Origin of the sequence: Flavobacterium sp. 9, from assembly GCF_002754195.1 — a bacterium.
Classification (GTDB): Bacteria; Bacteroidota; Bacteroidia; order Flavobacteriales; family Flavobacteriaceae; genus Flavobacterium.
This window is the reverse complement of record NZ_PEEU01000001.1, coordinates 3,170,145-3,184,149: the sequence shown is the minus strand read 5'-3', so window position 1 is coordinate 3,184,149 and position 14,005 is coordinate 3,170,145. Positions and strand designations below refer to the sequence as shown.

General features: G+C 34.5%; 9 protein-coding genes. 3 read left to right on the top strand and 6 right to left on the bottom strand.

The window, feature by feature from the left end:
• Positions 1 to 33: 33 nt before the first annotated feature.
• From CLU81_RS13080 to CLU81_RS13070, 3 genes are all read right to left on the bottom strand, one after another.
• On the bottom strand, positions 34 to 1,044 hold the full coding sequence (locus CLU81_RS13080; RefSeq protein WP_099710221.1) for an arabinan endo-1,5-alpha-L-arabinosidase: 1,011 nt from the start codon (positions 1,042 to 1,044) through the stop codon (positions 34 to 36).
• A gap of 145 nt (positions 1,045 to 1,189) precedes the next feature.
• Positions 1,190 to 2,752: a RagB/SusD family nutrient uptake outer membrane protein gene (locus CLU81_RS13075; RefSeq protein ID WP_099710220.1), complete on the bottom strand. Its 1,563-nt coding sequence runs from the start codon at positions 2,750 to 2,752 to the stop codon at positions 1,190 to 1,192.
• A 30-nt stretch (positions 2,753 to 2,782) separates the two neighbouring features.
• Positions 2,783 to 5,839 carry a TonB-dependent receptor gene (locus CLU81_RS13070; RefSeq protein ID WP_099710219.1) on the bottom strand — a complete coding sequence of 1,019 codons (3,057 nt, stop codon included), beginning with the start codon at positions 5,837 to 5,839 and terminating at the stop codon, positions 2,783 to 2,785.
• Between the two features lie 567 nt (positions 5,840 to 6,406).
• On the opposite strand from CLU81_RS13070, the gene CLU81_RS13065 reads away from it, so the two are divergent.
• The gene (locus tag CLU81_RS13065; RefSeq protein ID WP_099710218.1) at positions 6,407 to 7,096 is read left to right on the top strand and encodes an NUDIX domain-containing protein; all 690 of its coding nucleotides are present in this window, start codon (positions 6,407 to 6,409) and stop codon (positions 7,094 to 7,096) included.
• Positions 7,097 to 7,333: 237 nt separating this feature from the next.
• On the opposite strand, the gene fsa is transcribed toward CLU81_RS13065, so the two are convergent.
• The 3 genes from fsa to CLU81_RS13050 all read right to left on the bottom strand — a co-directional run bounded on the left by fsa (position 7,334) and on the right by CLU81_RS13050 (position 11,626).
• Positions 7,334 to 7,990 carry a fructose-6-phosphate aldolase gene (gene fsa, locus CLU81_RS13060; RefSeq protein WP_099710217.1) on the bottom strand — a complete coding sequence of 219 codons (657 nt, stop codon included), beginning with the start codon at positions 7,988 to 7,990 and terminating at the stop codon, positions 7,334 to 7,336.
• A 9-nt stretch (positions 7,991 to 7,999) separates the two neighbouring features.
• Positions 8,000 to 10,054 carry a transketolase gene (locus CLU81_RS13055; RefSeq protein ID WP_099710216.1) on the bottom strand — a complete coding sequence of 685 codons (2,055 nt, stop codon included), beginning with the start codon at positions 10,052 to 10,054 and terminating at the stop codon, positions 8,000 to 8,002.
• 573 nt (positions 10,055 to 10,627) lie between these two features.
• Positions 10,628 to 11,626, bottom strand: coding sequence for a GntR family transcriptional regulator (locus CLU81_RS13050; RefSeq protein ID WP_099710215.1), 999 nt, complete (start codon positions 11,624 to 11,626; stop codon positions 10,628 to 10,630).
• Positions 11,627 to 11,728: 102 nt separating this feature from the next.
• Between CLU81_RS13050 and CLU81_RS13045 the strand changes: the two genes are divergently transcribed.
• On the top strand, positions 11,729 to 12,784 hold the full coding sequence (locus CLU81_RS13045) for an aldose epimerase family protein (RefSeq protein ID WP_099712753.1): 1,056 nt from the start codon (positions 11,729 to 11,731) through the stop codon (positions 12,782 to 12,784).
• A gap of 58 nt (positions 12,785 to 12,842) precedes the next feature.
• On the top strand, positions 12,843 to 14,003 hold the full coding sequence (gene galK, locus CLU81_RS13040; RefSeq protein ID WP_099710214.1) for a galactokinase: 1,161 nt from the start codon (positions 12,843 to 12,845) through the stop codon (positions 14,001 to 14,003).
• The last annotated feature ends 2 nt before the right edge of the window (positions 14,004 to 14,005 follow it).

The window sequence follows — 14,005 nt, the reverse complement described above, 5'->3', positions numbered from 1 at the left end:
AAGCTTTGTGTAACTTTCCTCTTTATAGTATTTTTAATAAGAAAGTGTAGGCCATCCTGATGCCCATGTAAAATATACAATTTCTAGTTTTGGGTTTCCGCTATCTGCTCCATCATAATAATGAACAGATCCTTTTTGAGTTCCCACAATTCTGGACAAATGACCCGGTCCAATATAATTTCCTTGTGTTGCTAAAACTGTTGTTCCGCCACCGTTTGTCAATGCTGTTCCGTTCTTGTCAACAAATGGTCCAAACGGACTTGTTGAGCGACCAACTACAATATAATAAGTACTGTTTACGCCGTTGCAGCAAGTGCCTCTGTTGACGAACATATAATAATAACTTCCTTCTTTGATTAAACAAGGCGCTTCCCAACTTGCACTATTTCCGCCGGCAACGATTGTTCTGCTTCCTGTTGTTTTTCCTGTTGAAGGATTTATTTGGATTACTCCAATTCCTGCATGCCAGGAACCATAAGCCATATAAACATTGCTTCCGTCTACTAAAATTGAAGGATCGATTGCATTTACATCTGACGATGAAGACGAAGAAACTACAACGCCTCTGTCTGTCCAGGTTGTTCCTACGCTTTGCGAAATTGCCGGCGTAGTTACTAAACCAATTGCCGATGTTGCAGAACCAAAAGTGGAACAGGAATAATACATGTTCCAACGGTTATTGAACCAAGCAACATCCGGCGCCCAGAATGTTTTTACAAATCCCGGAACATATCCAGTAATCCAACTTGGAGTTGAAGTAAATACTGATGTTCCCCAAGTCCAGCTTGTTAAATTTGTAGAATAGGTCATTGGGATATTATCGCCTGTTGTAAAGACGTAATAATTGACTCCGCTTTTTACAATCGTACTTGGATCGTGGGAAGGAACGGTTCCTGTAACTGTTTTTGCTGTTGAGCTTTTAATTTGAGAATTTTGAGTTTCTGCAACCGCAGTTGCGCCCTCTGATGAAGGATTTATGACATCTTCATTTTGACAACTTACTAATAATACTGCTAATAAAACCAAACTTGTAATTGTTTTCATTTGTTATAATTTTTAGTGAATGTGTTAATTATTATCTCATTGTAATCGCATTCTATTTTTTAAGATAATATCATGTGAAGATTTAAAGCCTTCACATGATATTAAAGATTCTAACTAATTCAATGTATTCTTAATCAACAATTACTTAATAACTGTCATTCTGTTTTGTTCCCGGATTATTGTCCATTTCTAATTGCGGAATTGGGTAATATTCTCTTCCTGGTGTATAAGAATTAAACTCGGCATCTCTTGTTTTTAGCCAAGCTAATTTTGCAGTGTTTTCTAACCATCCCCAACGACGAATATCATCAAAACGGTGTCCTTCAAGAGGGAATTCCAAGAATCTTTCGTGACCAATTTGTTCTCTCATTTGATCCTGAGTCATATTTGGTTTTACTGTTGCTAAATCCGGCAATCCAACTCTGTTTCTTACCATTTGAATATATCCGTAAGCTCCCTGAGTATCTCCTGTTTCGTTTAGCGTTTCTGCATACATTAAAAGAATATCTGCGTATCTCAACAAACGTTCGTTGATTCCTGAACGCCAGTCGTATTCGTTTGCAAATTCTCCATCTGAATTTTGGTATTTTCTACAGAATATATCGTTTAAATCTCCCGGACTAGTAGCATAAAAAGTAGCAAAATCTTGTCCGTATAATTTCATTCCGCCTGGTTTATTATAAAATATTGTAGCGTCTAAACGTGGATCAAGTTCTCCAGTTTTCGTTTTTTCGTCATGAAATTCATTAAATAATGCCCATGAAGGCTGAACATCTGTCCATCCAAAAGCTCTTGGTGCATAAGTAATGGCTCTTGCCGAAGTTTTTCCCCAACCTGATGCCGGAACTCCTCCCCAACCTAAATCAACTCCACCTGCATCTCTGCTAAATTGTACTTCAAAAAGAGATTCTGAATTGTTTTCGTTTGCTGTTGTGAAATTGTCGCGATAGTTTGAAACTAATGAGTAAACTCCTAAATCGATAACTTGTTTGAATGTTGTTTTTGCATTCGTAAAGTCCTTTATAAACAAATATGTTTTTCCTAAATATCCTAATGCTGCACCTTTTGTAGCGCGTCCTTTTTGACCTGCATCAAGTCCAGAAATTCCACTGTATGAAGTTGGCAATAATTCAGCAGCAGCTTTAAAATCGGCAATTACTTGTGCCCAACCTTCTGCTTGTGTTTTTTGCGGATAATAAACCGCTAATTCTGTTGGTAACGGAACATTTTTGAACATGTTTACAGCATGAAATAAGTATAATCCTCTTAAGAAATACGCTTGTCCTAATATTCTGTTTTTAAGTGCCTGGTCTGCAAATTCAATTCCCGGTACATTTGTCAAAACCTGATTAGCACGATAAACTCCCTGATAATAAGTTTCAAAAGCCCATCCGTAAATTGAAGCATCGGCTACATTTGAGTTAAAATGTCCTGCATTATACATAGATCCCCAAGGGCTGTTTGTACGTGCATCATCTGATCTTGCGTCTAATAATAATGGCGTACTTCTCATGTAAGTTCCATCAGTCAATAAACTTCCGTAAGCTGCATTTACTCCTTCAAGTGCATCCTGATCTGTTTTCCAGAAGGAATCGACTGCATCGTTATTTGGGTCTAATTGGGTCAAATCTTCATTATCAACGCAGCTTGTTGTTACCAAAGCCAGTGAAAAGAAAACTGCTATATAGTTATATATTTTATATTTCATTTTAATACGTTTTTAATTGGTTAAACCGGTTTAGAAATTTACTTCTACTCCTAGAGAAATTGTTCTTGGATTAGGGAAAGATCCCGCATCATATCCTCTTGAAATTAATCCGTCACTATTAAAATCAGGATCATATCCACTGTATTTTGTAATAGTCCACAAGTTTTGTCCATTAAGATATACTCTTGCTTTTTGGATAAATTTATCTTTCATCGGAATATTAAAACCAAGTTCCATTGTTTGCAATCTCACATAATCACCGCTTTCAATGAATCTGTTAGAATCTCTGCCGTTTCCATTTGGATCACCAATAACCGGAGCTGGAACATTTGTATTTGTGTTAGTTGGAGTCCAATAATTCAACTCATCTGTACTGTGATTTCCGTATTGTCCTGCCATTAAATTGCGGTACATTGCGTTGAAAACTTTATTTCCGCCGCTGCCTTGCCAGAACATTGAAAAATCAAAATTCTCATAAGAAGCACTGAAATTCAATCCAAAACCATATTTAGGAATTGATACTCCCTGAAAAGTTCTGTCAGCATCTGTAATGATTCCGTCACCGTTTACATCTTTAAATTTTACGTCTCCAGGCGCTGCACCAGTTTGTTTTGGCGAAGCTGCAACCTCAGCTGCATTTTGAAAAATTCCAATCGCTTCCCAAGCAAAAAGTTCTCCTGCTGATCTTCCAACTTCTGTTTTTGAAACTGCTCCGTAAATAGGGTTTCCGTTAACACCAATTTTTGTTATTTTATTTCTTAAAGTCCCTACGTTACCAGAAATATCATATTTGAATTTATTATGATGATTGCTGTAAGATGCTGTAAACTCAAAACCATGATTTTCCATATCTCCTGCATTTGTTGTGATATTTGCCGGAACTGCTCCTGTAGAATATGGCAATGGAACTCCCAATAATAAATCAGTTGATTTTTTTACAAAATACTCTCCTGTAAATTGTAAGTCATTGTCAAAAAATCCTAATTCAAGTGCAATGTTTTTACTGGTTGTTTTTTCCCATTTTACATTAGGATCAAGTGCTGCTACCACGGTTGTTCCCGGAGCAAGTGCATTATTAAAATCGTAACCTGCAAAACTGTTTACTGTCGAAGCAAAGAAGTATTGCGGAATTGTATTGTTACCCAATGTTCCGTAACCTCCTCTAAGTTTGATATTGCTTACCCATTTTGGTAAATGCAAGAACTTTTCGTTGCTAATTTTCCAACCTCCTGAGAAAGAGTAGAAGTTTGCTGAATTATTTTTTTCGCTGAAAAGCGACGTTCTGTCTTGTCTAAAGTTTGCCTGCAACAAGTATCTGTCATCAAAAGAATAATTTAATCTTGTGATGTATGATATTCCTGTAATAGTAAATTTATACTCACTTGCATTTCTCGCATCAGCAAACTGAAGCATTGGGATTTCTCCCGGTTTATAACCTACACCTCTTGACCAATAATCATGATGGTCTCTTTTTTCCTGAATCCATCCTGCAAGAGCATCAATTTTGTGTTTTCCAAGAGTAATTTCATAAGTCAATAAATTATTCATGAAAGTTCTTAACTCATTTCCTGTGTTAACATCTAATGAAGCTTCGTCGTTTGTTGTGATATAATACCATCCTAAATCACTTGGCGGAATAAATTTTCTGGTTTCCCAATCCGTTCTGTCATAACTCACATCCAATTTATATTTAAGACCTTTAACAATCTCAATTTCTCCCCAAACATCACCTATAAAACGGTTTCTTTTTCCGTTGTTGGTAATCAAATTGTTATATCCAATTGGGTTCATCGAGATCGCTCTTTGCGTCAGATTGTCTGTACCTCCGTAACCTCCAAGTCTGTTCGCATCATAAACCGGCATCGTCGGTACCGCATTCAAAATGTCGCTAATTACAGTTTGTCCTGCATTGTATTCGTTAAAAATCTCTTTATCAGATTGTGTATAAGCGATTTTTGCGCCATATTTGAATTTTCCTTTTTTACCGTTCAAATTCAAATTCGTTGATAATCTCTCGTAATCCTGTGGCGTTTTTACATAACTCGTATTCTTGAAATAATCAATATTAAAGCTGTAAGCAATGCTTTCTGCACCGCCTGTAAATGTCAATGCCTGATTTTGTACAACACCAGTTTGTAACGCTTCTTTTTGCCAGTCTGTGTTTACATTTGTAATATAAGAGGGGCTTGTAGGATCATTTCCAGGAGCAATACTCACCGGAACACCCGCTCTGATATCTCTGTTTCTTTCTGCTTCGCTTGTAATTTGCTGATATCCCAAACGATCTGTTACATCCCATTTTTTAGTTACATTCTGAAGTCCAACGATAGATTTGAATTTAACCTCAGATTTACCTGCTTTTCCTTTTTTAGTCGTAATAATTACAACTCCATTTGCTCCACGAACACCATAAATAGCTGCCGAAGAAGCGTCTTTTAAAACCTGCATAGATTCAATTTCTCCCGGTGCAAAATCATAAGGAGCATCAACCATAATACCATCAATAACAAAAAGAGGATTGTTATTACTGAAGGAAGTTATACCTCTAATTTTGATATTTACAAAACCTCCAGGTTCTCCAGAAGATTGAACAGTAACTCCCGGAACTTGTCCCTGAAGCATTTTTGCAGCATCGTATGTAACCGTTTTTTTGGCCGATTCAAGATTTACAACACTTACAGATCCTGTTAAATCAGATTTCTTTTGTGTTCCGTAACCAATAACTACTACTTCGTTCAGTTTATTAGTGTCTTCGCTTAGTGTTGCATCTACTTTAGATTGATTACTTACTGCTATTTCTTTATTTTGAAATCCTATAAATGAAAAGATTAATACATCATTTGGAGATGCTTTAATCGAATATTCTCCATCAAAACCAGTTACTGCAACTGTTTTTGTTCCCTTTATCATAATATTCACTCCCGGCAAAGGCAATTTGTCTGATGCCGAGGTAACAACTCCGCTAATCACTTTGCCTTGAGCCGACATTTGATTAGCAGAAAATATTAGCATTATTAGTGCTAAAAGCCATTCTTTTTTTGGCAATAAAAAATTGCAATAAAAAAATAATCGTTGGTTTGTTATCATACTGGTTTATTTAAGTTAGTTAGTGTATAATTATAAGTGTTAATTTTACATTTGTAAATTTAACTAAAAAAAAACCTTAAAAACAAATTAATATGGCAAAAAAAAGCAGTAAAAAAAACGCATCCCATAAATTAAGTGTGAAAACAACATTTAAAAATTAATATATTTTTCAAAAAAATAGCCTTTTTAGAATGTAATTTGTGTAAAATCAACACTTTTAGCAAAAAAGCAACTTTTTAATCAAAATTTTCAGGTTTCAAAAAAAAATCAAAAAACTTAAAAATGAAGACTTTAATGACTATTTTACTACCAAAAAAAGAATGATCTTGTAAAAAAAATCTTGTTTACTTTACTAAATTTTGATGGCGATTTTACCTTTTATTCTGAAAAACAACTTAATTTTGTCTCGAAAACGATTGAAAAAAGAAAATTTATGATTTTTCCCCACTTAAAAGCTTCTCTTTTTAACACTACTTTATCGCTATATTAATTTAAGTGTATATTATACATTAATAAAATTATGAAACGAATTAGGAAGTTTATATATTTACCAATAAAAACAAACATATGCTAAACAGTTATAGCTCTGCAGACAAAGCTTTATTAGCAGTAGATTGCATCATTTTCGGATTCGATAATGAAGGTTTAAAAATACTTTTGATCAAAAGAGATTTCGAACCCGAAAAAGGAAAATGGTCCTTAATTGGTGGTTTCTTAAAACGTGACGAAGTATTAGATAACGCTGCTATTAGAATTTTGAATACATATACAGGTTTGAACGATATTTATATGGAGCAGTTATATGCTTACAGCGAAATCGATCGTGATCCTGTCGAAAGAACCATTTCGGTTTCTTATTATGCATTGATTAATATCGAAAACCATAATGCCGAATTAATAAAAAATTATCACGCACAATGGTTCAGTGTTGCCGATGCTCCGAACTTAATTTTTGACCATAACGAAATGGTAGATCACGCGATTAGAAGATTGCGTTACAGAACTTCAATAAAACCTATTGGCTTTGAATTGTTGCCTGAGAAATTCACAATGCGCCAATTATTAGAATTGTATGAAGCGATTTTAAGCAAGGAATTAGACAAGAGAAACTTCATCAGTAAAATTAATTCTCTGGAAATCCTGAATAAACTGGAAGAAAAAGATATGCAATCTTCTCGTAAAGGATCTTATTTGTATACTTTCAACAAAGAAAAATACGAAGAGAAATTATTGAATGATTTTGTATTGAATTTGTAAAGTTTAGCCCGCGGATTTTTACCGATTAAACGGATTTACACAGATTTTCTTTTTTTGAACAGGAAAACCTTTATAAAAAACAAAACCCTGAAAGCCACAAACTCTCAGGGTTTTTTCTTCAATAAAACTACTATTAAAAACTAACAAATTGTTCTGTTTAATGCCACAGATTAAAGGATTAAAATGATTAAAAAAATCTGTGTTAATCTGTGTAATCTGTGGCAGAAAAATTATAATCTAGCTATTTCCTTTTTTATAATCTGCAAGGAAAGTTGCCAAACCAATATCCGTTAACGGATGTTTTAATAAACCTTCGATTGCACTTAATGGTCCAGTAATTACATCAGAACCGGTTTTTGCACAATTAATAATGTGCATTACATTACGAACTGAAGCTGCCAGAATTTGAGTTTCAAAACCATAATTATCATAAATCAATCTAATATCTTCGATTAAAACCATTCCGTCAGTCGAAACATCATCCAGACGACCAATAAATGGCGACACATAAGTTGCTCCGGCTTTTGCAGCCAATAAAGCCTGACCAGCAGAAAATACCAAAGTACAATTGGTTCTGATTCCTTTATTTGCAAAATATCTAATCGCTTTTACACCATCTTTTATCATCGGGATTTTCACCACAATCTGCGGATGTAAAGCGGCTAGTTTTTCACCTTCGGCAATCATTCCGTCAAAATCTGTTGAGATAACTTCGGCACTAACATCGCCGTCTACCAATTCGCAAATTTTTACGTAATGGTCTAAAATATTTTGTGCGCCTGTAATTCCTTCTTTTGCCATCAATGAAGGATTTGTGGTTACACCATCTAAAACGCCTAAATCATTGGCTTCTTTAATATCTTTTAAGTTTGCTGTATCTATAAAAAATTTCATGTCTTTCTATTATTTTGATATGTTATAATTATTTTTTTCTAAATATTTAAGAATTTCTTCGCAGGCATTTTTACTGGTAAATCCAAATTTCTGATCTAAAACAGAAGCTGGAGCCGAATATCCAAAATGATCCAATCCAAATACTTGTCCTTTACTTCCAACCAAATTTTCGAGATTAACAGGAAGTCCCGCCGTAAGTCCAAAAACTAAAGCATTATTTGGAATAACGCTTTCCTGATATTCTCCAGATTGTGATCTAAAAAGTCCTTCTGAAATAATTGAAGCTACATTTATTTTTATTTTAATGATTTGCTCCAGTTCGTTTGCGGCTTCAATAAGTGTTGCTACTTCAGATCCGTTTGCAATTAAAGTAATATCTGGATCTTGAGTTTCTTTTACCAAATAACCGCCTTTTTTAGCCTGCGTTGCTTCTTCAAATCTTGAATTTCCATTTGTTGGAAGATCTTTAATATCTTGTCTCGAAAGAATTAATCCTGTTGGTGTTTTTTTATTTTCTAATGCCATTTGCCACGCCACAGAAGTTTCAACAGCATCAGCAGGACGAAGCGCTAATAAACTTTGATCGCCTGAATGATTTTTGATTTTTTCTAATAATCTTATCTGTGCTTCTTGCTCAATTGGTTGGTGCGTTGGACCATCTTCGCCTACGCGAAAAGAATCATGTGTCCAGACATATTTTACGGGAAGTTCCTGAATTGCTGCCAAACGAATTGCCGGTTTCATATAATCTGAAAACACAAAAAAAGTAGCCACAACCGGAATAACTCCGCCATGAAGCGCGATTCCGTTGGCGATTGCAGCCATTGTTAATTCGGCAACTCCCGCTTGTAGAAATCCTCCGCTGAAATTATTCTTTTGCAAAACGGATGATTTTTTCAAGAAACCATCTGTTTTATCACTATTCGATAAATCGGCAGAAGACACAATCATGTTCTCTACATTCTCAGCCAAATATCCTAAAACTGCCGCCGAAGCATCTCGCGTTGCAGCATTTGCTTTTTGAACAACTGCACTAAAATCTAAAGCTGGTAAATCGCCATTAAAGAACTGTTTTATCTTTTCGGCTAATTTTTGATTTTGATTTTCCCAAGCCAAAATTTGCGTTTTTCTTTCTGAAGCTTCTTTTGTTTTTTGTGCTAAAATTGTTTTATAATGAGCTGCAACATCTTCATAAACTGCAAATGAATCTTCTGGATTTGCACCTAAATTCAATAACGTTTTTTCAAAATCTGCTTTTGTCGCTCCAATTGGTTTTCCGTGCAATTCGCATTGTCCTTCATACATCGTTCCATCGGCGGTAACGCAACCTTTTCCCATAATTGTTCTTCCGATAATTAGAGTTGGTCGCTCTAATTCGGCGTGCGCTGCGTTTAATGCTGAACGAATATGAGCATGATTATGACCATCAATCGTGATCACTTTCCATCCCCAGGATTCGTATTTCATTGCCGTATTTTCGGTCGTAACCTCATCTGTCATTGAAGAAAGCTGAACATCATTTGAATCATAAAACATGATAAAATTGTTCAATCCTAAATGTCCTGCAATACGTCCGGCTCCTTGCGAAATTTCTTCCTGAACTCCTCCGTCAGTTATGAAACCATAAATTTTATGATCGAATAAATTCTCAAATCTTGCCGATAAAAACTTTGCAGCAATTGCTGCTCCAACTCCCATTGCATGTCCTTGTCCTAATGGTCCCGAAGTGTTTTCGATACCTCTTTTTACATCAATTTCAGGATGTCCAGGCGTTACAGAACCCCATTGTCTGAAGTTTTCTAAATCTGATTTTTCGTAATTTCCCAGCAAATGATATTGAGCATACATTAAAGCCGAAAGATGTCCGGCATCCATAAAAAATCGGTCTCTAAAAATCCAATGCATGTCTGTTGGATCGAATTTTAAATATTCAGAATATAAAATGTGCATGAAATCGGCGCCGCCCATCGAACCTCCGGGATGACCGGAATTTGCTTTCTCGACCATCGAAATGGCTAAAGCGCGTATGTTATCTGCGGCTGATTGGTCTATTTTGTTGTTCATTTCCAGGTAATCTTTTTGGTTGGTTTAATAGCGTAATTTTATTTGTTTGTAGCTGAATTTCATATAGAAACAGTTCTAAAAAGTCAAAACAGAATCAAATCAAATAATAAGTGTAAAATTTACATTTACAAATGTATGTAAAATAATTCCACAAAAACAAAAAAAGTTTTTGATACCGTAATTTGGGATTAAAGCAAACAGATTAAGTCCCTACGGGACATTTTTTCGAGGATGTGACAATCTAATTTCTACCAACATTTAACTCCTAGCGGAGTTAATATCTCGGAGAGATTAAATGTTAGTAGAAATAAAATTAATCACACAAAGACACAAAGCTTAAACGCAATATTGTCATTTCGACAAAGGAGAAATCACACTCGAAATTCGACAAAGATTGGATTTTCGTTATGGAGTTACTTGCGAAGATTTCTCCTTCGTCGAAATGACAAACATTCTTATGAAAATGTCAGCCCTAGCCCCGATAGAAGTGGAAATCCTTTTATGGCGGGGTTCGCCATAAAAGATTGTAATGTATAGCGGGATTAGCTCCTAAAAAAAATACAAAACTGCTTATTACAAAGAATTACGGATAATCAAAGAAAACTTATTTTCGATTTGTTCTTTATTTCCTTTAAGAACCATTTCGGCCAGAATTTTTCCCATTGTTTCAAAATGCGTAGAAATTGTTGTGATTCCGTTTGCTACGATCTTTTTTAGCGGCGTTTCATTATAAGATATAATTCCAAAATCAATTCCGAGTTTCAAATGTTGATCTCTGGCACTTTCAATTACACGAACCAAATCTCTGTCATTTGGGATAATATAAAGATCGCCCTGCGTAATTTCTCTGTCTGTAAATTCGGTTATAATTTCATATTCAAAATTATATTCGGTGCAAAAATGCTCAAATCCTAATTTCATTCCAAGAGGTTCTCTAAAGCCGGGAAAGATCAAAATTAGCTTTTCGTATTTGTTCAATTTCACTTTTCCTTTGTACAAACCTTCAAAAATATCTTTCTGGTGATTTTGATAAATAGCGGGATATAATTTTAAATCAGGATTTGTCTGATCCAGAATAATTACCTCATTTACTGGTAGGGTTTTTAAAATATCAGCCACACCAGCTAAATTCGTCGGCATAATAATGTACTTGGTATAATTTCCGTTGCTGTCATTTATCAGTTTTTGAAATACCTGAACATTAAAATGGTGGAAGAAAATATCGACTTGTACATTTTTGCCAATGTTCTTTAAAAATGAATTATAAATATCTTCTTTGAAAATATTTAACTCATCAAAAAGTAAAAAAATCTTTTGTTTTATGGTGATTTCAACGCTCTTAACGTAATATCCTTTGCCTGGAATGGCATAAATAATTCCGCGTTTTTTGAGTTCGTCATATCCCAACAAAACGGTATCGCGTGACAATGAAAAAGCCAAACAGACTTTATTTACTGACGGAAGCCGATCGCCTTTTACTAATTTTTCTTCTTCGATTGCCTTTTCTATTGAGAGAATTATCTGCTTATATTTTGGCAATCCAATGTTATTTTGAATAGAAATAATATTCATAAAAAAATAGATTTTGGCGCAATATACAAAAAACTGGTAGGTACTGGTATGCTAACGCAAATAATGTTTCTATTTTTGGATTTCATTTTTGGCAAAAATAGCATGGAAATAAAACATATATCGCATTTTCAAGAGAAAAGTATTTCTAATTCATTTGGTTTATCTTCTGATAACGAAGAAATTCTCGCTTTTGAATTATCGAACAAAAACGGAATGAAAGTTCAAATTACAAATTTTGGAGCGACAGTCACTTCTTTACAAATTCCTGTTGCTGACGGAAAACTGGTAGATGTTGTTGTAGGATTTGATTCCGCAGCATCTTATTTAGCTTCTTATAGTTTGCCAAGTGCGCCTTATTTTGGAACAACTGTTGGACGTTATGCTGGAAGAATTAATAAAGGTGTTTTCTCTTTAAATGGTAAAACTTTTCAGCTAAATACCAATAATAATGGTAATGCATTACATGGCGGAAATGCTGGTTTTGGACAAAAAATATGGAACGTTACTGATATTACTTCTAATAAAAATCCGTCGATCACATTCAGTCTTTTGAGTCCTAATCTTGACGAAAATTATCCGGGAGAATTACAGGTAGATTTAACGTATACATTAACAGACAAAAACGAATTGCAACTGGATTATAAAGCAACTTCGACTGAAGATACGGTGATTAATCTAACGCATCACAGTTATTTTAATCTTGACGGACACGATGGTTCTGTATTGAATCAGGAAATGTTTATTGACTCAGAGAAGATTTTAGAAACGACTGACGAGAATATTCCAACGGGAAATTTCACAGCGCTTTCTAATCATGATTTTGATTTTAGAACGGCAAAAAAATGTCCGGCTTCTATTGACAATTCTTTCGTAATTGAACCTACAAATAAAGTTGTTGCAAAATTATTGAGCACGAAAAATAATTTACAAATGAGTGTTTACACAGATCAGCCAAGTGTACATATATATGTTGGCGGAAATTGTTTTGATACTCTTAAAGGAAAAGAAAATGTAACGTATCATTCGTCAAGCGGAATTTGCTTTGAAACACAGAATTTTCCGGATGCACCAAATCATGCCCATTTTCCGAATTCGGTTTTGAAAAAAGGAGCTGAATATCGACAAAAAACAGTCTATAAATTTGAGAATATAAATTAGTACTTTTTAAAAATCAGTTTACAAAACTGTTAGAAAACACTATTACAATTACACTATAATGAATGACATTTTAATACAAAACACAACGGCATTTTTTGAGAAATCATTTGGATCTGCTCCTCAAAAAAATGTACTTTCTCCTGGAAGAATTAATATTATTGGAGAGCATATTGATTATAATGATGGTTATGTTTTACCGGCAGCAATTGACAAGGTAATTTGTTTTGCTTTCGAAAAAAATAACACCAAAAAATCTAAAATAATCGCCATTGATTTGAATGAAGAATTCGAAATTGATTTGACTCAGGAAGTTCAATTGAGCGATGTTGTCTGGACCAATTATATTCGTGGTGTAATAAAACAATTGCAGGATAATGGTTTTTCTTTCGATGGTTTCAATTGTGTTTTCAGCAGTAATATTCCGGTTGGTTCAGGATTGTCATCTTCGGCAGCTTTAGAGTGCGGAACGATTTTCGGGATCAAGGAACTTTTTGATCTTAAAATTGAGAAAGTCGATATTTCATTATTAGGACAAAAAGCAGAACATTGGGTTGGTATCAATTGTGGTATTATGGACCAATTTTCGAGTGTTCATGGTCTTGATAATAAGGTAATAAAATTAGATTGTAATACACTGGATTTCGAATATCACAATGCTGATTTTAAAGATTATTCTTTGGTTTTATTCGACAGTAATGTAAAACATTCTCTTTTTACATCTGAATATAATACGAGAAGAATTGAGTGTGAAGAAGGATTAGCGATCATTAAAAATCACTTTCCGGAAATAAAGAGTTTTAGAGATTGTACAGAAGAACAACTTTTGAGCATTCAGGATAAAATCAGCCCGACTGTATTTAAGAGAGTTCATTATGTTGTGAAAGAAATTGCCCGCGTAACAAAAGCTTGTGAGGCTTTGGACAACGGAAATATAGAAATTTTAGGACAATTGCTTTTTGAGACTCATTATGGTCTTTCGCAAGAGTATGAAGTAAGCTGTGAGGAGCTGGATATGCTGGTAGATACCGCAAAAGCTGACGAGAGAATAATAGGTTCGCGTTTGATGGGCGGAGGTTTTGGCGGATGCACCATCAATTTAATAAAAAAAGGGCATGAAAATGAGGTAAAAAGTAAGTTTTCAAATCTTTATTTAGATACATTTGGGATTGAATTAAAATTTTATGATGTAAAAATCTCAAACGGAACAACACTACTTTAAAA

Coding starts and splice junctions, on each gene's coding strand:
- CLU81_RS13050 (WP_099710215.1), bottom strand. CDS start 11,626: ATGAATATTATTTCTATTCAAAATAACATTGGATTGCCAAAATATAAG.
- CLU81_RS13045 (WP_099712753.1), top strand. CDS start 11,729: ATGGAAATAAAACATATATCGCATTTTCAAGAGAAAAGTATTTCTAAT.
- CLU81_RS13075 (WP_099710220.1), bottom strand. CDS start 2,752: ATGAAATATAAAATATATAACTATATAGCAGTTTTCTTTTCACTGGCT.
- CLU81_RS13080 (WP_099710221.1), bottom strand. CDS start 1,044: ATGAAAACAATTACAAGTTTGGTTTTATTAGCAGTATTATTAGTAAGT.
- galK (WP_099710214.1), top strand. CDS start 12,843: ATGAATGACATTTTAATACAAAACACAACGGCATTTTTTGAGAAATCA.
- fsa (WP_099710217.1), bottom strand. CDS start 7,990: ATGAAATTTTTTATAGATACAGCAAACTTAAAAGATATTAAAGAAGCC.
- CLU81_RS13055 (WP_099710216.1), bottom strand. CDS start 10,054: ATGAACAACAAAATAGACCAATCAGCCGCAGATAACATACGCGCTTTA.
- CLU81_RS13065 (WP_099710218.1), top strand. CDS start 6,407: ATGCTAAACAGTTATAGCTCTGCAGACAAAGCTTTATTAGCAGTAGAT.
- CLU81_RS13070 (WP_099710219.1), bottom strand. CDS start 5,839: ATGATAACAAACCAACGATTATTTTTTTATTGCAATTTTTTATTGCCA.